The sequence below is a fragment of the Micromonospora vinacea genome (assembly GCF_015751785.1).
Classification (GTDB): Bacteria; Actinomycetota; Actinomycetes; order Mycobacteriales; family Micromonosporaceae; genus Micromonospora; species Micromonospora vinacea.
In genome coordinates, this window is record NZ_JADOTY010000001.1 from 6220523 (window position 1) to 6239400 (window position 18878).

Sequence of the window (18878 nt, forward strand, 5' to 3'; positions counted from 1 at the left end):
CGGCCGCCTCACTGACCCGTTGGCTGCTCGCGGTCGGCGTTCCGGCCCAGCGCGACCATGCGCAGGGTCTCCTCCCGGCGGCGGACGAGCAGCGCCCCGGCCAGGAAGGTCACCGGCGCGACGAGCACCAGCATCGCCCACTGCGCCGGCACCAGGGGGATCGTGTGTCCCATGTTCATGGTCGAGGTGACCCAACCGGCGAGGGCGCTGTCGATCACCAGGGCGAGGGCTGCCACGGGCAGGAGCATGACCACGATCCGTCGGCGTACCTCCGGAGTGAGCGTGGCTACCGCGATCACCATGGCCGATGCGGCGGCCGCCAGGCCCGCGACGTAGAGCCAGAGGACCAGCTCGCTGCTCGCCTCGATGTCGTAGAAGACCTGATAGGACGCTCCGCCGACGAATACGAACGCGGGACTGGTCACCCGGTTTGTCACCAGCAGCGCGACGATCGCGGCCGGTGCGAGCAGCAGGGCCAGCAGTCGGCGTACGCCCAGCAGCGTGATCGCCCGGCGACGCGGCACCGGCACGGTGAGCGCGGCGGCAGCCACCACGGTGAGGGCGAACTGCGGCAACGTGTCCACCACGTATGTGGGGTTGTCGCTGGTCTGCGGGGCGACGAGCGCGCCCCAGCCGAGCACGCCGGCCCAGGCCAGACCGGCGGCGACCCAGCGCCACCCGACCAGCACCGCGGCACAGACCCCCGCCCAACCGGCGACGCGCAACCAGTCGACGAGATCCGGGCTGCTCGACCCGAACCCGGGCGGCATCTTCGGCGCGAGGACGAGCTGGTCGAGCAGCGCCTTTCCGGCGAGGGCCAGCAGGACGACCCCGACCAGCAGGCCGGTCACCGTCGCCGCGTCCGCCCAGCTCGGCTCGGTGAGCCCCCGTGCGCCCACCCGCAACCGCGCCCGCAACCCGGCGCCGACCAGATTCCGCACGTCCGCGGCGCCGGGGCGCCGCTGGCCCGGCCGCGCGCCGGCGAGGAGCACGGCGAGCATCTCGTCCTCGTACACCCGACGGTGTTGCCACGGATAGACGGCCAGCAGCCGCCGGTAGCGGCGCTCCAGGTCGTCACTGCTCACGCCGCACCCCCGTCGGTCAGCAGGCCGCTGCGGCGCAGCCGCACCCGGGCGGCGTCCGCGTTGTGTCGGAGGCGGGACGCCTCTTCGGTGAGCCGCCGCGCGCCCAGGGCGGTGAGGCGGTAATAGCGGCGCAGTCGGGACTGGACCACCTCTTCGCGCTCGACCTCAATGAGACCGTCGGCGCGGAGTCGATCGAGGACGGCGTAGAGGGTGCCGGCGCGCAGGCGTACCCGGCCGTCGGAGATGCGCAGCACGTCCTCGATGACGGCGTACCCGTGCATAGGCGCCTCCGCCAGCGCGGTGAGCACCAGGAACGTCGGTTCCCGAAGTGGAGCCTCAGCCATGCCAGAGAGCATATACCGATAGGCGGTATATGCAAGGACGACGTGCGTGCAGTGACGGACGTGGCCGGCACGGATCACCGCGCCGGCCACGTCATCGCTGGTGGTTCAGCTCGCGTACGCCTCCAACTCCCAGAGCGAATGGCCATATCCGGTGCCCCGGGCGGTGCCGTAGATCCGCAGGTAGCGGCCGTTGGCGCCGAGGGCGGAGTGCTCGTCCACGCCGCCGTCGGCCCCGGTCACCGTCTTCACTGTGGTCCAGGTGGTGCCGTCATTCGAGGTCTGGATCTGGTACGCGCTGCTGTACGCCGCCTCCCAGCTCAGCTTGACCCGGCCGATCGCGGTGGCACTGCCGAGGTCGACCCTGATCCACTGGGGATCGGAGAACGTGCTCGACCAGCGGGTGGTGAGGCTGCCGTCGACGGCCTGGGCGCCGGACACGTCGGCCCCCTCGTTGCTGGACGTCGACGTCGGCTTGTTCAACAGCAGGTTGCCGCCGGTCGGGCTACCGGTGCCGCCGTACACCTCGAACTCGAACAGCGAGTAGCCCCAGGCGGTCCCCCGGGTGGTGCCGAGCAGCCGAATGTACCGGCCGGACCCGCTGAGCCCGGTCAGGTCGTCCACCCCGCCGTCGCCACCGGTCACCGTACGGATCGTGGTGAAGTTGACCCCGTCCGGTGAGGTCTGGATCTGGTAGCCGCTGCCGTACGCCGCCTCCCAGGTCAGCTTGACCCGGTTGATGGCGTACGTGGCGCCGAGGTCCACGTCGATCCACTGGGGGTCACCGAAGGCGCTGCCCCACCGGGTGCCGGCCACGCCGTCGAACGCGTTGGCCGCGCCGAACGCGCCCTCGAAGCTGGACGCGCGCGCCGGCTTGCCCCGGGCCAGGTTGGCGCCCGGCTCGGGATCAGGGTCCGGGTCCGGTCCGGGACCGCCGGGGCTGGTGGAGAGGGTGAACTCGTCGATGTCGAAGTACGGGCCGGTGCCCTTGAAGACCAGGAACAGCGTCCGGGTGCCGGTCGGGGCGGTGACCCCGCCGGTGACAGTGGCGAAGTTCGCGTACCCGCCGGTGGGCACGACGGTGGCCGAACCGACCAGCGGCCCGGTGGGTGAGTCGACCCGCAACTCCAACGTGCCGCCACCGCCGGCCGGTGCGCCGACCCGGGCGCTGAACGACTGGACGCCGGTCAGGTTGTAGGGGCGGAACGAGATCCAGTCGTTGTTGTCGACGTAGCCGACCGCGGCGCCGCCGTGCCCGGCTGCCCCGGCGACGATCTGGACGCCGGACGAGTCACTGAAGTGCTCGGCCTGGCGTACCCGAGGTTGCAGGACGGCCTGGGTGTGCGTGGTCAGCGCCGGCTGGCCGCCCCCGCCCAGGTCGGTGTACTCGGCGTCGATGATGCCGAAGATGTTCGCCGCCGTGTCGTGCTCGCCGTCGGCCGAGGTCTGGATGACCCCGGTGCAGCCCTGCACGCTGCCCAGTTGGTGGCCGTGCGAGTCGTGGCCGAGGACGTAGTTCACCTTGACCCGGGCGCAGTTGATCGCACCGTCCTGGGCGTCGGTAACGGTGACGGAGAACGGCACCGCGTCCCCGAAGTTGAAGGTCTGCCCGTTCAACGGGGTGTTCACTGTGACCACCGGGGCGCTGTTGCCGACGGTGACGACCACGCTCGCGGTGGCCGTCTTGCCGGTGGTGTCCCGGACCGTCAGCGTCGGGCTGCGGGTCCCGTTGGTGGTGTACGTGAAGCTCGGGTTCGCCGCTGTCGAGTCGGTGGTGCCGTTGTTGTCGAAGTCCCAGGCGTAGGTGAACGGGTCGCCGTCCGGGTCGAGGGTGCCGGCCGAGGAGAAGGCCACTGTCAGCGGCGCGGTGCCACTGGTCGGGGTGGCGGACACCTTGGCGACGGGCGCTCTGCCCTCGCGGGCGTACTCGATGCGGTAGAGCGCCGAGTTGGCGTCGCCGTTGAACCAGCCGGTGCCGTAGTCGAGCACGTAGAGCGCGCCGTCCGGGCCGAACTCCATGTCCATGACCTGGGTGCCGGTCCACGGGAACGGGTTGATCTTCAGAGGTTGGCCGGACGCGTCGAGTTTGATGTTCTTGATCCAGCGGCGACCGAACTCACCGGCGAAGTAGGTCCCGTCGTAGTACTCGGGGAACGCCACGGGCGAGGTGTTGTTCGGGTCGTACCGGTAGACCGGGCCGCCCATCGGCGACAGTCCACCGCCGGTGAACTCCGGCGGCGAGCCGGAGCCTCCGTACGGCAACCAGGCCGAGACGGCCGGCGGCAGCTGCGTGATGCCGGTGTTGTTGGGCGAGTTGTTGACCGGCCCGCCAGCGCAGTTGAACTTCGCCCCGGACGGCCCGGACGGGAAGGTGTAGTCGTTGTAGGCGTCGTTGCGGGCGGTGCAGTACGGCCAGCCGTAGAAGCCGGGCCGGTCGATCCGGGCGAACTCGACGTTGCCCGCCGGCCCCCGGTTCGGGTCGGCGGTGCCCGCGTCGGGGCCGTAGTCACCGAGGTAGACGATGCCGGTGGCCTTGTCCACGCTCATCCGGAACGGGTTGCGGAAGCCCATCGCGTAGACCTCCGGGCGGGTCCGCGCGGTGCCCGGGGCGAACATGTTGCCGGCGGGGATGGTGTAACCACCGGCCGCGCTCGGCTTGATCCGGAGGACCTTGCCGCGCAGGTCGTTGCTGTTCGCCGAGGTGCGCTGCGCGTCGAACGCCGGGTTGCGCCCGGCCCGCTCGTCGATCGGGGTGAAGCCGGCCGAGTCGAACGGGTTGGTGTCGTCGCCGGTGGACAGGTACAGGTTGCCGGCCGCGTCGAAGTCCATGTCACCGCCGACGTGGCAGCACATGCCCCGGCTGGTCGGCACGTTGAGGATCAACGTCTCGCTGGCCAGGTTGATGGTGTTGTCCGCGTTCACTGTGAACCGGGCCAGTCGGTTGACGCCGTCCCAGACGGCGAAGTCGGCCGGGGTGCCGGTGGCCGGCGCACCGCCGCCGGGGGTGCTCAGTGGTGGGGCGAAGTAGGCGTACACCCAGCGGTTGGTGGCGAAGTTCGGGTCGGCCTTGATGCCCTGCAGGCCCTCTTCGTCGCCGGTGTAGACCGGCAGGGTGGCGGCGATCTTGGTGTTGCCGGCGGCGTCGGTGTGCCGGATCACGCCGTTGCGGGAGGTGTGCAGCACGCCCCGGTCCGGTAGGACGGTGAGGCTCATCGGCTCGCCGGTCTCGGCCGCGCCCTTGGCCAGCTCCACCTGCTGGAAGCTGCTGGTGACTGTGGGACCACAGTCGGCGTCGACCGCGCCGGCGGCCGTCCGGATGCCGCCGAGCAGGTGCTGGCGGAAGTTGGCCTCGGTGTACGACGCGTCGGTGTGCCCCAGGCCCGTGTACCAGGCTCGGCCGCCGGAGTAGTTCTGGCACCAGGAGATCGGGTGGTCGGCGCCCATGCTCCCGCCGGTGTAGGTGGTCTCGTCCAGGGTGGCCAGCACGTGCGCGTTGCCCCGGGGGTTGGTGCGGTAGTTGTACAGCTCGTCGAACCGGTTCCACCGCTGCGGCAGCGTCGCGGTCGAGGGGTGCACCTGGTCGGCGACCTTCACTGTGACGTTCTGCTCGGCCGGGTGGGAGGCGAAGTACGCCCCGACCAGTCCCCCGTACCACTGCCAGTCGTACTCGGTGTCGGAGGCGGAGTGCACGCCCACGTACCCGCCGCCGCCCTGGATGTAGCGCTCGAACGCGGCCTGCTGGGCGGCGTTGAGCACGTCGCCGGTGGTGGAGAGCCAGATCACCGCGGCGAACCGGTCCAGGTTGGCGTCGGTGAACTGGGCGGCGTCCTCGGTGGCCTCGACGGTGAAGCCGTTGGCCGCGCCGAGTTGCTGGATCGCGGCGATGCCCGGGGTGATGGATCCGTGCCGGAATCCGGCGGTCTTGCTGAAGACCAGCACGGTGAACGGTGCGGCGCTTGCCGTGGGTGGCGCGGCGACGATGCCGCCCGCCACGAGGATCGCGCTCAGCGCGAGGCCGAGCCACGATCTCAGGGATCTGCGCACGGTGGGGTCCTTTCGCGGTGCGAGGGACGGCGTGCGCCGATCACGCCTGGCGGTGGTGGGACGAGATATGTGAATGCATCGTTGCGCCCGGATCACGGGCGCGTCAAGCACTCTCCCACCATCCGTGAGAGCGTTATCTCCGCAGGTCAGGGACGACCGTGCGAAGCGAGATCGAATAACGGTTTTCGGGCCGCGATCCATCCACGGAGGGCCCCGGCGCAGATGCCCGCACTCGGGGCCCTTCCCAACCCGGTCAGCGTGAGTAGTACTCGACGACGAGTTGCTCGTCGCAGACCACCGGGACCTCCGAGCGGAGCGGGAGCCGGGTCAGCCGAGCGGTCAGGCCGGGCAGGCTCACCTCAAGGTAGGGGGCGAGACGTTCCGGGGCATGCGCCCCGGCCGCCGCCACGACGAACGGCGCCTTGCCCCGACTGCGTTCCGCCACGGCGATGACGTCACCGGGTTGCAGCCGTGCGGACGGCCGATCCAGGCGACGGCCGTTCACAGTGACGTGCTGGTGGGTGACGACCTGGCGGGCCTGGTAGATGGTGCGGGCGAAACCGGCTCGCAGCACCAGCGCGTCCAGCCGGCTCTCCAGTTCGACGATCAGTTCGTCACCGGTCTTGCCCGGCCGGCGCACGGCGCGGTCGAACGCGCGCCGGAGCTGCCCCTCGTGCAGGTCGTACTGCGCCTTGAGCCGCTGCTTCTCCAATAGCCGGACCTTGTAGTCGCTGGTGGTGCGTCGGGCCCGGCCGTGCTGCCCCGGCGGGAACGGGCGGCGTTCGAAGTAGCGCACGCACTTCGGGGTCAGCGCGATGCCCAGGGCTCGGGAGCGCTTGACCTTGGGACGGGTCTGATTCATGCTTCGCCTCTCAAGTAAGGTAAGCCTAACCTTATTAGGAGATGATCGCCTTGAGCAAGCTCCCGACCAGCACGGCGGACTCCCCGGACGACGCGGCCGTCCGGCTCCGATCGATGCTCGTCGCCGCCAATTCCCTCACCCTGCACATCCCGGGCGTCGAGGCGTACGTCGTCGGACGGCACGTCGTGACGAGCGACGGGCGGCTGCGGGTCGACCTACCGGCCGGCTGCCACCTGGCCGAGCATCTCGCGCACCAGAGGGAGACCGTCGCGATGGTCGAGGTGACGGATCTGGCGCCCACCCCGGTACGCGAACGGGTGCGCGGACGCGCCAGGCTCACCGGCTGGCTGGTGGCCGAGGCCGCCCCGACCGGGAGCGATCAGGACCTGGTGACGGTCCTCGACCTCGCCACCGCCGAACTGACCGCCGATGGCCGCACCACCGGTATCGACGCGGACGAGTTCGCGACCGCCCAACCCGACCCGCTGGCCGCCGTCGAGGCCGATCTGTTGTGTCACCTCGACCACCACCACCCGCACACGGTCGAGGGGTTGAGCCGACTGGTACCCGCCCGCCACCTTCAGGGTGTCCGCCAGGTCCGGCCGGTACGACTGGACCGCCACGGTGTCGTACTCCGGTTGGAGCGGAGCACTGGCGACCGGGACGTCCGGCTGCACTTCCGCGCGCCGCTGCGGCACCCGGACGAACTCGGCGCTCGGATCGAGGCACTGCTTCGGCACCCGCACGGCTGCCGGGCCCGACACGCCCGCTGACGACCGCCACATTCAGCGCTTAGGCAAGGCTGGCCTATGCGGAACATCCCCGAAAGAGACGGCTGAGAGGGACTTGTCCCGTCGAGGCCGGGTATGACGGTGGCCCGGCACCACCGACGGAAGCGAGATCGCCATGACTGACATGCTGGAGATGCCGCGGGTACACGAGTGCACTGTCACCGACTGCGGCTACAACCATGACGGCTGCCACGCGTTCGCCATCACCATCGGGCAGCAGAACGCCAGCTGCGCCACGTTCATCGACACCTCGGCGAAGGGCGGGCTGGACCGCGTCATCGCCCAGGTCGGTGCCTGCAAGCGGTCCGACTGCCAGCACAACGCTGAACTGGAGTGCCACGCGCCGTCCATCCGGGTCGGTCCGGGTCAGGACATCGCGGACTGCCAGACGTACCAGCCGCGCTGACCCCGGCGTGACGCGCATGAGGGACGGCCGCCCCGCCGTCCCTCATCGGCGTCCGAGGCGGTCTCCGCGGGAACGACAATCGGCGTGCCGGCGATCGTCGGCGTTCAGCGACCGCCCGCGACCAGCTCGGCGATCATCCCCTCGCAACTACGGACCACCACCTGAGCGCCGCGCCGCTGCGCCAGCGGGAGCAGCGGATCCTCCGCCCGATCCCGCCACCGCCACTGCGCGTCGGAGGCGACCTCCCAGAGCCGCCGCACGTCGGCCTCGTGCTCGACACCGAGCCGGGCCGCGAGGCCCACCCCGTCGCCGCCGACCAGCCGCTGCGCCTCGGCGGCCAACTCCGCGTCGAACCCCAGCCGGGTGTTCCGCAACGCCACCAGCAGGCGCAGTTCCCGGAACTCGTGCGCACCGGCGAGGATCTGCTCCACCGCGCCGACCAACTCGGCGGAGCCCCGGGTGGGCTCGGCCCGCGACAGCGCCTCCACCGCGGCCAGCGCGGACCGGGCCTTCAACGCGTCGCGGCGATCGATGAAACAGCGCGTCACCGACTCACGCAGCTCGGTGAGACCGCTGCGCCGAATCAACTCGGCGGAGAGCTTCACCCGGCTGTCGAACCCGCTGCGCACCAGCGTGGCCGCCAGCCGGACACCGAAGACCCCGAACCGACCGAGCAGCGCGGCGCGCACCTCGGTGTCCAGCCGCACCGGCAGCTCGCCGCGGAGGAAGCGATCGGCGGAGATGAGGTGGGCGTCCAACTCCGCCCGGGGCACCTGGGCCAGGGTCGCGAGCGCGGCGAAGTCCGACTCACCGAGCATCCGGCCGGCCAGCCCGATCATCCCACTGCACGCCACGACGTTGACGCTGAGCGCGTTCACCCTCGGGTCGCGGTAGTGCCGTCGAGCGAGCTGGCGTGCCGTGAGCAGGCCGTCGATCCGGCCTCCACCGGTCTCGTCGGCGCGGGACAGCACCATGATCACGTTGACCGGAGCGGACTGGCCGACAGCACTGTCCCGTGCGGACTCCAGCACCCGCAGATCACTGTCGCGACCGTCGCGGGTCAGGTACAGCACCGCGTCCGAATCGCGCAGCACCCGCTCCAACACCGGCGCCCGGCCCTGCTCCGCGCCGCCGGTGACCGCCGGGGTGTCGATGAGCGTGATCTGCCGCAGCGCCCGCGTCGGCCACCGCACCACGATGTCCCGCACGTCCCCCGCACCCCAGCCCAGATCCACCCGCAGCCCGGTCGCCGACTTCACCACTGCCAGCTCCTGCGGCGGCTGCCCGACCGGGTAGGCGGTGGCGTGCGGCGCGGCCCCGTCCTCGTACCAGGTGAAGGCGCCGTCCGCCCGCTCGACCGGCGCCACCTCCTCGCCCATCAACGCGTTGAGCACCGTCGACTTGCCCGACCGCCACGGGCCGACGATGGCGATCCGCAGCGGCTGCTCTAGTCGGGCCACCTGTTGCCGAAGCTCCGCCACGGCCCGGGGATTGTCCTGGTACAGCTCGATGGCCTGGTGCAGCAACCCCCACGCCGCCTCATCCAGGCGCACCCCCACCGTCACGGCTGCGGCTCCAGCAGCAGCGGGGCGGAACGGGCACCGGTCAACTGCTGAGCCTGCTCGTACACCGCCGCCAGGCGGGTCATCTTCAACCGGATCTCGCGCTGCCGCTGCTCGCGCAGGGAGGCATCGGTGTCGGCCTCCTGCTTCGCGCTGCGGAACGACTGCACGATGGCCTCCTGAAGCTCCTCGGTCAGCCCGGTGAAGTGGTCCCGCAGCATCCGCTGCACCTGCCGGGCGGCGTCCCGGCAGTCGCGAATGATCCGGACGAAGAAGTCGTCGACATGCCGCTGGATGGCCGTCTTGACGGTCGCCTGCCGGCGACGGAGCAACTGCTTGCTCTCGTCGCGGATGCTCTTGCCGCCGAAGAGCGCCCCGATGCCGACCGAGACCGGATTGATCATCGGCATCCCGGCCAGGGTGGTCGCCAGACCGAACATCAGCATGCCGCCGTACGAGCCCTTCATGCCGGTGAACAACTTCTGGCCGGTGGTGAACCGGTCGATCGTCGGCCGTTGCAGCTCGGGCAGTCGCTCGCCGATGTCGTCCGGCATCGTCATCGACCAGGGCGGAAGCACGTCGTAGCCGTACCGGTCGAAGTTGGCGGCCACCCGCCGGGCGATCCAGTCGCAGCGCTGGATCAGCCACTCGTGGTTCGCCTCCGCCGCCTCCACAAGGCTCCGCTCCAACCAGTCCTGGAAGGTGTCCCAGGCGACCAACGGGTCGGCGGTGTCGAACGCCTCGTCCACCGCGCGCAGGATCTGTCGGGTCCGGTCGCGCAGGTCGTACTCGAGGTCGGCCAGCAGGTCGGTGATCTCGTCGGTCAGCGTGTTCTGCCACCGGGTGGAGCACCGGCGCAGCTCGTCGACCTCGCGCTGCGCCGCGTGCAGCCGGGAGATCGGCCCGGACTGCTCCTCCGCCTCCTGGGTCGCCAACTCGGCGCGCAGCGGCGCCGCCAACTGCTCCACCACCGTCCGGGCCACCGTCTGCACCGCCGCCCGGGCCAGGTGGTCGGCCTTGCCGGCCAGGTCGCGTTGCAGACGGGCGATCAGCGCGGGAAACCCGGACTCGGCGTTGAGACCACGGTCGTCGGCCGCGGCGGCGCGCAGTCGCAGCGCCGCGGAGACCGGGATCAGCGTCGCCGGGACGCCCGCCTCGGCCAGGTGCTGCCGGTTGCGCTCAGCGACCGTACGCCAGTCCGCCACCAGATCGGTCTTGCTCTGCACCACCACCACGTTCGGGTGCGAACGCATGATGTGCAGCAGCATGTTCAGCTCGGCGACCGACAACTCCCGAGTGGAGTCGGAGACCAGCACCACGGTGTCCGCGCGGGCCGGCGAGGCGACCGGGGCGGAGGCGCCGATACCGGCGACCTCGTCGGCGCCGGGAGTGTCCACCAGCACCAACCCGGCACCGAGCAGGGCGCGGGGCAGTCCGATCTCGACGTACGCCGGGCCGCCGCCCGGCCGACGCCCGACCAGGCCGGCCACGCCCGCCGCGACCTGGTTGAGCGCCACCGGGGTCCGCTCGACGGTCGCCGCGGCGGCAGTGCCGGTGGGGTGGCCCGGTGCCGGTGGCGGTGCCTGCGCCACCGCAGCGGTGGGGGCCTCGGCGTGCTGCACCACTGTGGGCAGGACAGTCGTCCGGCCGTCGCCGACCGGGCAGGCCGGAGCGTTGATGATCGCGTTGATCAGCTGACTCTTGCCCTGGTTCGGCTCACCGATGACCAGGACACGCAGCGTCGGGTCCAGCAGTTGCGCCCGCTTCTGCCGCACCGTCTGGAGTAGGTCACCACGACCGTGTGCAGTGCAGGTGCGGGCGATCTCGTCCAGCACGTCCAACCAGATCCCGGCCATCACCGCACCAAGTGTGCGGATTTCAGGTTAATTATCAAGAGGGACCGGATGTGGAACCGGGAAGGGCCGGACCGCCCGAGACGATCCGGCCCTCCGCTCCGACCGGAGATCCGGGTCAGAGCAGACCGCCGGTGATACCCAGCAGCCCGTGATCGGACGAGGCGTGCGAGTCGCCGAGCACACCATCGGTGACCCCACCGGTCACGTCACCGACAGTGTCGGTGACACCGGGGAGGAGGCTGTCCACCTGGTGCGTCACGCCGCCCACCGTCGACGGCACGTCGAGCGGCGGGACCCCGCCGACGACACCGTCGCCGTGCCCGAGGCCCAGCCCGTTGAGGGTGTCGTCGACACCCAGCGAGCTGACGACCCCGCCGAGCTGACCGTGGGTGCCGGAGAGGACACCGCCGGTCAGGTCGCCGCCGATCAGGTTCGAGTCAGTGACGCCGAGCAGACCGGTCGGGTCGCCGACGGTGCCGGTCACGTCACCGAGCACCGGGTCCGCGATCGCGTCCACCGGCTGCACCACGTCGGCGTCGAGGGTGTGCGCCACGTCGGAGACGCCGGCCAGGTCGGTGTCGAGGCCGGACGGGCCGACACCCAGACCGATGCCCGGCAGCACGGTGACCCCGGCGGCGGCGGTCGACGGGTCGACAGCGATGGCGCCGAGCACGCCGGCCTTGACGTCCACGCCACTGGGCGAGCTGGTGATGCTGATCTGCTGTGCCACGCTCTGCAACTGACCCACCACGTCGGTGGTGTCGGTGAGCAGCGGGTCCAGCCCGAGCTGCTCGACCGGCGAGGCCAACGGCGCGAGGCCCGCCCCCGGCGCGTAGTCGACGACCAGCGGCACGACGTCCTGCACGTCAGCGGCGGTGATGTCGGTGAGCCCGGCGCCCCGCAACGCGCCCTCGGGGTCGAGGTCGAAGGCCGACCGCGCGTCCGGGTTCGTCAGTAGGTCGAGCACGAAGTCGTGGAGCGTCTGCTGCGAGTCCATGTGCCGGTTCTCCTCGGATGTGGCATTGGCGGGGTGTCGTACGTCGACGGTGACGACGCTATTGCCGGGGGTCACCCCCGGGCATCGGGGCTGAGCCCGAATCCGGGGCGGTTGAACTAGGGGCTGCGCCACCTCGTACGTTAGGGGGACAGGGGGAAACCGTCCCGACGAGATTAGGGTCCCGACCAGGGACTGATCTCTGGTACGAACGTAGGAGCCCGCGGGGTTCGCCGGGGGTGCGTCGTCGGGCAGCCGACGCCATCGCCACCGACCGGCCGACTCACGGGGAGAGACAGAGACGATGCCGTACGTCCTGGGGATAGACATCGGAAGCAGTAACACGGCCGCCGCCGTCGCACGGCGACGCGGCGCGACCTGGACCCGTCCCGAGGCCGTCCCGCTGAGCGCCGGCTCACCTCTCATGCCCTCGGTGTTGTGCCTGGCGGAGGACGGTTCGCTGCACGTCGGCGAGCCCGCGACCGACGACGGCAGCCGCACCACCCGGGACTTCGTCCACCGGATCGGCGACGACGTGCCGGTGCTGCTCGGCGGCGAGCCGTGCGCGCCGCAGACGCTGACCGCCGAGCTGGCGGCGTGGGTGGTGGAGCGGGTCCACGCCCAGGAGGGTGGGGCGGCCGAGGCGATCGTGCTCAGCCACCCGGCCGGGTGGCGCCCCTACCGACGGGAGGTGCTGCACCGGGCACTGTCCGACCTCGGCCTACGGCACGTGACGTTGCTGCCCCGCACGGTCACCGTCGCCGAGAGCCACGCCGCTCGCGGGTTCGCGGGCAGCACCGCCGTGGTCTACGCCCTGGGCGGCAACAGCTTCGAGGCGGCTCTGGTACGCCGCACCCCACGCGGCACCTACGAGACGTTCGGCACCCCGCAGGGTCTCGACCCGATCGGTGGCGCCGACTTCGACGAGGCGCTCGCCGAGCATGCTCGTACCGTGCTGGCCCGGGAGTTGGCGGCGACCGGCCGCCGCGGGGCCCAGGCCGCGCTGCGCGGGCTGCGCGCGGAGTGTGACCGGGTCAAGCGGGTGCTGACCGTCGACCTCACTGCCGACGTGGTGCTGACCCTGCCGAGCGGCCCGGCCCGGGTGCCGGTGACCCGGGCGCAGTTCGAGGCCATGATCCGCCCGACGGTGCAGGCCACCGTCGACCTCCTGCTCCGCGCCGTGCGCAGTGCCGACCTGACTCCGGCGCAGCTCGACGGCGTCCTGCTGGCCGGCGGCTCCACCCGGGTCCCGCTGGTGACCGAACTGATCAGCGCGGCCCTCCCGGTGCCCGTCGAGGTGGAGCCGGACGCACAGTTGACCGCCGCCACCGGGGCGGCGATGGCCGCCTGCCAGGTGGTGTCACCACGCCCCCGCCAGCCGCCGCCGGCCCGCGTTCCGGCCCCGGTCAGCGGCGCCGGGCAGGCCACCATCCCGGCACCACGCCGCCCCCACCACACCGTTCCGGGTGATCCGCCACCGCGGCCCCCGGTCCGGGTCCTCCCACTGGAACTGCCGAAGCCGTCCCGCCTGGCGCTGGCCCGCGGCCGAGGACGCGAAGGATGACCCCGATGATCATGAATGACCTCGCCGCACCACTGTTGACAGTGGACAAGGGGTTGCAGGCGCTGCTGGACTCTGTCGCGCAGGATCCGACCGGTCCACTGACCGTCGGCATCGCCGGCCCGGCCGGTCACGGAAAGACCGCACTCCTCGCCGAGTTGGAGCGCGTTCACCAGCGCGCCGGGATCGCCGTACGCACGGCCGCCCCGGAGCCGGATGAGCCGGTCGACCCCGACACTGTGGTACTGGTCGACGACGCGCACCTGCTCGACGACGCGCGGATCGGCGCGCTGGTGCGTCTGGTCGCCGGCCGTCGACACCGGTTGGTGGTCGCCCACCGCCCGTGGCCCCGGTCAGCGGCGTTCAGCGAGCTTGTCGACGCGCTGCGACGCGACGGGCAGGCCGTGCTGCTCACCCCGTTCACCCGGGAGCAGACCGCCGCCCATCTCGCCGCCACACCCGAGCTGGGCCGCCCCGCCGACCTGGTCGACTTCGTCCACACGCAGACCGCCGGCGTACCCCGGGATGTGGAACGGCTGGCCCGCGGCCTGGCCGGCGCGGAGACCCGGACCGGCGCGATGGTCGAGCCACCCCGGTCCGTCATCCTCGAATTCGGGCCGGACCTGGACGTCCAGCCCACCGCGGTACGACGACTGCTGCTCGCCGTCGCGGCCGGCGGTGCGCTGCCGGTGAGCATGCTCGGCGCGCTGCTGGGTCGGGACCCGGCCGGGGTGGACGAACTGATCGCCACGACCAGGGCGGCCGGGCTGCTCGGCGCCGACGGCCGGCTCGCGCCGATCGTCCGGCGGGCCGTCGCGACGCTCAGCCCCACCACCGAGCGGACGGCGGTCTGGCGTCGGCTCACCGAGTTGCAGCTCGCCCGGGGTGGCGCGGTGCTACCGCTGGTCCGCTCCCTGCTGGCGGTCGGCGCGCTCGGCGACTGCCCGGCCGCGACCCTGGCCGCCGCGGCGGACGAGGCGCTGGCCGACGAGCCGGCGTTCGCCGCCGAACTGTTCGCGGCGGCCACGACGGCCGGGCAGCCGCCCAACGCGCGGCAGGCGCTCGCCGCCGCGCTCGCCGGTGACCTCGACGACGCGCTTCGGCTGGCGGACCGGCTGCTGGCCACCGCCGCTCCCCCGGACCGCTCCGAGGCGGCCGTGGTCGCCGCCACCGCCCTGGCCCACCGTGGTCACGTCGGTCGCAGCGTCGAGCTGTTCCGGTGGTCGGGCACCGCCTCGGCGGCGGCGTTCGCCATCGTCGGCGGGCTCGCCACCGGAGACCTGGCCGCCACCGCCGAGTCACCGGCGGGCGACCCGGCGGGTGAACCGCCCACCCTGCACGCCAGCGCCGCCCGGCTGATGGCCAACGGCGTACGGGAGAGCGTCACCGGCCCGCCGACCGCCGCGCTGTCCGCGCTCGTGCAGGCCGCCGCGCTGCTGGAGCCGGACGGACGAGCCGCGCTGCTGCCGGACAGCCCGGCGGCCCTCGCCGCGTTGACGGCGGTGCACTGCGGTGAGCTGGAGATCGCCGAACGGGTGCTGCACCGCGCCCTGGGCGCCGGTGTCGGCGGCCCACTGATGGCCCGCCGCCACCGGCTGCTGCAGGCCTGGATCCTGATGGTCCGTGGCGAGATCCACGCCGCCGGGGAGCGCCTCGCCACTGTGACGCTCGATGGGCGGCCACTGGAGTCACGCGACCAGCTCTTCGCCGCCGCGATCCGGATGGGCATCGGCCGGCGCAACAGTGACCTCGGGGCACTGAAGCGGGGTTGGGGGCAGGCGCTGGAGGCCGTGGTGCGGCACCCCGTCGACCTGTTCACAGTGCTGCCGCTGGGTGAGCTGGCCATCGCGGGCGCGCGGCTGGGTGACCTGGCCCGGCTGGAGCCGTACCTGCACCAGGGACGTGCACTGCTCGACCGCCTCGGCAGCCCACCACTGTGGAGTGTGCCGTTGCACTGGAGCGGGCTGCACGCCGCCATCCTGACCAGCGAGCCGACGGTCGCCGACGAACACGTCACGGCGTTGCTCGCCGCCGCCGACCACAGCCGGTACGCGGCAGTGGTGGCCGCCGCCGCGGAGAGCTGGGTGGAGGTGCTCCGCGGGGTCGTCGACCCGATCCGGGTGGAGGCCGCGGCCCGGGGGCTGCACGACACCGGGTTGTGCTGGGACGGCGCCCGTCTGGCCGGGCAGGCCGCCATCCGCACCGCGGACCGACGGGCGATGACGAGCCTGCTGGAGTGCGCCCGAGCGTTGCAGGGGCGGCCGTCCGGCGGGTCCGGCGGGCAGCCACCGACGACCGGCGCGAGCACGGCACGGGTCGCCGGCCCCACCCAGCACGGGCTCAGCGACCGCGAGTACGAGGTCGCCGAGCTGGTGCTGGCCGGCCTGACCTACCGGGAGATCGGCGACCGGCTCTTCATCTCGGCGAAGACCGTCGAACACCACGTGGCCCGGATGCGCAACCGGCTCAACTGCGCCAACCGCACCGAGCTGCTGGCGCTGCTGCGCACCCTCGTCGCCGACCGGGCCAGTGACACGGCCGGGCAACCGTGGCCGCAGCGGGCCGGCCGATGACCCGTAACGATGTTCGGCTGATCCGGACCAGGCTGGCCGTGCTGGCCGCCGTGCTGATCACCCTCTGGTCGTACGCGGCGTACGTGTCCAGCCAGGACGCCGTCGACCTGCTGCGCGTCCGGGCGCTGGCGGACACGCTGGGCCAACCCATCGACCGTCTGATCCTGAGCCTGCAGACGGAACGCCGGATCACCGCCGAGACGCTCGCCGGGGCGGGGCAGCCGACACCCGCACTGGTCGGGGCCCGCGAAGGCACCGACCGGGCCGCCGCCGAGATCCGCGAGTTCACCAAGGGCCGCGACCTTCGGCTGCTCAGCGCCGGCACCGTCCGTGATCGGGCCGGCGAGCTGGTCCGACGACTCGACGGCCTGGGCACGACCCGATCCCAGGTGGACACCGGGCGGCTCGACCAGAGCGCGACGATCGCCGGGTACGACGAGGTCATCGACGTGGCCTTCCGGGTGTACGGCCCGGAGTGGGGCGCGTACGAGAGCGGGTTGGCCGCCGACACCCGCGCGGTGATCGCGCGCTGGCCCGCGCCCGGGAGGTGCTCGCCCGGGAGGACACAGTGGTCAGCGCGGCCCTGACCGGTGCGCGGCTCGGCGTCGACGAGCGGCGCCGGCTGGCCGCGCTGGTCAACATCCAGCGGTACGCGCGCACCGAGGCCGTGGCCGGGCTTCCACCCGACGGCCAGGGCGCGCACCAGCGCCTCGCCGCCGGCCCCGAGTTCGCGGCCCTGCTCGCCCTGGAGGACCGGCTGCTGCTCCAGGCGGGCACCGCAAACGCTCTGGCCGGCCTCACCGTCCAGGGCTGGCGGGCCGCGGCGGACGCCGCCCTCGGCGCGCTGCAGACGCTGGTGACGACCACCGCCCGCAGCAGCGTCGAGCGGGCCACACCCGGTGCCGCCGTGCTCATCGCCCAAACCGGGGCGGTGGTGGGGCTCGGCCTCATTGTCGTGCTCGTGCTGCTGTTGAGCTGGGCGGGCACTGTCCGCCGACTCACCGACGAGCTGACCAGGACCGACGCCGACCTTCCGGCCCCGGTGCCGGACACGCCGGCCCCAGCCCAGGAACCGGCGGCACCGGGGGGTGACGCCGAGCGGGAGCTGTTCCTGGGGTTGACCCGACGCAACCAGGTCCTGCTGCGCGACCAACTCAACCTGCTGGACGGGATGCAACGTCGGGAACGGTCCACCGAGGAGACCGGGGAGCTGTTCCAACTCGACCACCTCACCACCCGCATCCGCCGCAACGTGGAGAAACTGATCACGCTGGCCGGCGCGACACCCGCCCGCCGCTGGCGACGCCCGGTGCCACTGCTCGACGTGGCCCGTGGCGCGGTCGCCGAGGTGCCGGACTACCACCGGGTTCTGATCGCGCCGCACTGGCCGTGGTCGCTCGCGGGGCCGGCCGTCACGGACGTCATCCACCTACTGGCGGAGCTGATCGAGAACGCCCTGACCTTCTCCGGGGCGGACACCACAGTGCGGGTCAGCGGTGAACAGCGACAGCAGGGGTGCGCCGTCCTCGTCGTCGATGACGGGCCCGGCCTGGACGCCGCCACGCTGGCCGAGGCGAACCACCTCCTCGGCAACCCGCCACCGGACGGCCCGCCCGCGGGCCTCGCCGGCTGGTACGCCGCCGCCGTACTGGCCGGCCGCTGCGGCGCCCAAATCTCGCTGCGCCCCAGCCGGCGCGGTGGAACGGCCGCTGTCGTGCTCCTCCCCTCCCGGCTGGTCACCGTCACCGACGCCGGCCGCACACCGGCCAACGCACCACCCGACACCCCGTACCCACCGGCCCGCACCGGCACCGACCTACCCGACCCGAACGGCGACGGCGCGCTGCCGACGCGGGTCCGCCACCCCGGCCCGATCGGCCCGGACCACGGCAGGACCAGCCTCGACACTGTCGAGTTGCCAGTCGCGAGAACAGCAAGGAGACATCAATGACGTCTGCAGTGGTCACCGAGGACGGCTTGACCGACGCCCTGAACAACCTGGTCGACCGGGTGCACGGCGCGGAGTTCGCCGTGGTGCTCTCACCGGACGGGCTGCCCCTCGGCGGCTCGCGGCGGGTGGGGGAAAAGCTGGCCGAGCAGATCTCCGGCGTGGTCGCCGGCCTGATCGCGTTGGGGCTGGCCGCCACCCGGACCTGCGACGCGGGGCGGCTGCGCCAGGTCGTGGTGCAGATGTCGCGGGCGTTCCTGTTCATCGCCACCATCCCGAACGGGACCATCCTCACCGTGCGGATCGCCGGTGACGACGTCGAGGTCGGTGACATGGCGTACGAGGTGGCGCTCTTCGTGGGGCAGGCCGAGCAGCACCTGCCGATCACGCTGGGCCCGGCCTCCTCGGTGACGATCGGGGACACTGGTGCACACCAGCGGCGCCACTGACGAGGCGTGGTACGACGACGACGCGGGTCCGGTCGCCCGGCCCTACACGATGACCGGGGGGCGCACGGCGCCCGCACGCGGCCAGTTCGACCTGATCTCGCTGGTCGTCGCCCGACGGGGGGTCACGCCCCCCACACCGCTCTTCCCTGAACAGGCGCGGATCGTCGAGCTGTGTCACCATCCAGTGTCGGTGGCCGAGGTCGGTGCCGAGTTGGACCTTCCGCTGGGGACCGTCCGGGTGCTGCTCGGCGACCTGCTGGCGGCCGGGCTGATCGAGACGCACGAACCGCCGATGCTGTCGGAGCTGCCGACCGAGGATCTGCTCGAGGCGATACTCGTCGGGCTTCGCGCGCTGTGACCGGTCGGGTGCTATCCGCGGCCCGGACGGATCGCGGGCGCGCACCCG

General features: G+C 72.2%; 15 protein-coding genes. 8 read left to right on the forward strand and 7 right to left on the reverse strand.

Annotated features, from left to right (window positions below; all coding sequences use genetic code 11):
• Window positions 1-8: 8 nt before the first annotated feature.
• From IW249_RS29115 to rpsD, 4 genes are all read right to left on the reverse strand, one after another.
• Window positions 9-1085: a hypothetical protein gene (locus IW249_RS29115; protein ID WP_196923699.1), complete on the reverse strand. Its 1077-nt coding sequence runs from the start codon at window positions 1083-1085 to the stop codon at window positions 9-11.
• A complete protein-coding gene (locus tag IW249_RS29120) occupies window positions 1082-1429 on the reverse strand; it encodes a PadR family transcriptional regulator (RefSeq protein WP_091399577.1) in 348 nt (115 codons plus the stop codon). The genes IW249_RS29115 and IW249_RS29120 overlap by 4 nt, the downstream gene beginning before the upstream one ends.
• 105 nt (window positions 1430-1534) lie before the next feature.
• Complete coding sequence (locus IW249_RS29125) at window positions 1535-5470, reverse strand: ThuA domain-containing protein (RefSeq protein ID WP_196923700.1); 3936 nt, start codon at window positions 5468-5470, stop codon at window positions 1535-1537.
• A 253-nt stretch (window positions 5471-5723) separates the two neighbouring features.
• Window positions 5724-6332, reverse strand: coding sequence for a 30S ribosomal protein S4 (gene rpsD / locus IW249_RS29130; protein WP_196923701.1), 609 nt, complete (start codon window positions 6330-6332; stop codon window positions 5724-5726).
• A gap of 41 nt (window positions 6333-6373) precedes the next feature.
• Here rpsD and IW249_RS29135 point away from each other — a divergent pair, with 41 nt between their 5' ends.
• Together IW249_RS29135 and IW249_RS29140 are read left to right on the forward strand one after the other, a co-directional pair.
• Entirely contained in the window at window positions 6374-7105 is a 732-nt protein-coding gene (locus IW249_RS29135; RefSeq protein WP_196923702.1) for a DUF2470 domain-containing protein, read from the forward strand.
• Between the two features lie 133 nt (window positions 7106-7238).
• On the forward strand, window positions 7239-7529 hold the full coding sequence (locus IW249_RS29140; RefSeq protein WP_196923703.1) for a DUF1540 domain-containing protein: 291 nt from the start codon (window positions 7239-7241) through the stop codon (window positions 7527-7529).
• 104 nt (window positions 7530-7633) lie between these two features.
• Here IW249_RS29140 and IW249_RS29145 read toward each other — a convergent pair whose 3' ends face one another.
• The 3 genes from IW249_RS29145 to IW249_RS29155 all read right to left on the reverse strand — a co-directional run bounded on the left by IW249_RS29145 (window position 7634) and on the right by IW249_RS29155 (window position 11944).
• Window positions 7634-9094 (reverse strand): dynamin family protein, encoded by a 1461-nt coding sequence (locus tag IW249_RS29145; RefSeq protein WP_196923704.1) that lies wholly within the window; start codon window positions 9092-9094, stop codon window positions 7634-7636.
• Entirely contained in the window at window positions 9091-10947 is a 1857-nt protein-coding gene (locus IW249_RS29150; RefSeq protein WP_196923705.1) for a dynamin family protein, read from the reverse strand. The genes IW249_RS29145 and IW249_RS29150 overlap by 4 nt, the downstream gene beginning before the upstream one ends.
• Before the next feature lie 115 nt (window positions 10948-11062).
• Window positions 11063-11944 carry an IniB N-terminal domain-containing protein gene (locus IW249_RS29155; protein ID WP_196923706.1) on the reverse strand — a complete coding sequence of 294 codons (882 nt, stop codon included), beginning with the start codon at window positions 11942-11944 and terminating at the stop codon, window positions 11063-11065.
• A gap of 301 nt (window positions 11945-12245) precedes the next feature.
• Between IW249_RS29155 and IW249_RS29160 the strand changes: the two genes are divergently transcribed.
• Genes IW249_RS29160 through IW249_RS29185 form a run of 6 tightly spaced genes read left to right on the forward strand, consistent with a single transcriptional unit; the run spans window position 12246 to window position 18830 of the window.
• Window positions 12246-13505, forward strand: coding sequence for an Hsp70 family protein (locus tag IW249_RS29160; protein ID WP_196923707.1), 1260 nt, complete (start codon window positions 12246-12248; stop codon window positions 13503-13505).
• 5 nt (window positions 13506-13510) lie between these two features.
• Entirely contained in the window at window positions 13511-16075 is a 2565-nt protein-coding gene (locus IW249_RS29165) for a helix-turn-helix transcriptional regulator (protein WP_196923708.1), read from the forward strand.
• Window positions 16072-16662, forward strand: coding sequence for a nitrate- and nitrite sensing domain-containing protein (locus IW249_RS34870; RefSeq protein ID WP_196923709.1), 591 nt, complete (start codon window positions 16072-16074; stop codon window positions 16660-16662). The genes IW249_RS29165 and IW249_RS34870 overlap by 4 nt, the downstream gene beginning before the upstream one ends.
• Window positions 16644-18026 carry a nitrate- and nitrite sensing domain-containing protein gene (locus tag IW249_RS29175; protein WP_307788745.1) on the forward strand — a complete coding sequence of 461 codons (1383 nt, stop codon included), beginning with the start codon at window positions 16644-16646 and terminating at the stop codon, window positions 18024-18026. The genes IW249_RS34870 and IW249_RS29175 overlap by 19 nt, the downstream gene beginning before the upstream one ends.
• On the forward strand, window positions 18023-18472 hold the full coding sequence (locus tag IW249_RS29180; RefSeq protein ID WP_196923711.1) for a roadblock/LC7 domain-containing protein: 450 nt from the start codon (window positions 18023-18025) through the stop codon (window positions 18470-18472). The genes IW249_RS29175 and IW249_RS29180 overlap by 4 nt, the downstream gene beginning before the upstream one ends.
• The gene (locus IW249_RS29185; protein ID WP_196923712.1) at window positions 18450-18830 is read left to right on the forward strand and encodes a DUF742 domain-containing protein; all 381 of its coding nucleotides are present in this window, start codon (window positions 18450-18452) and stop codon (window positions 18828-18830) included. Before IW249_RS29180 ends, IW249_RS29185 begins: the two co-directional genes overlap by 23 nt.
• The last annotated feature ends 48 nt before the right edge of the window (window positions 18831-18878 follow it).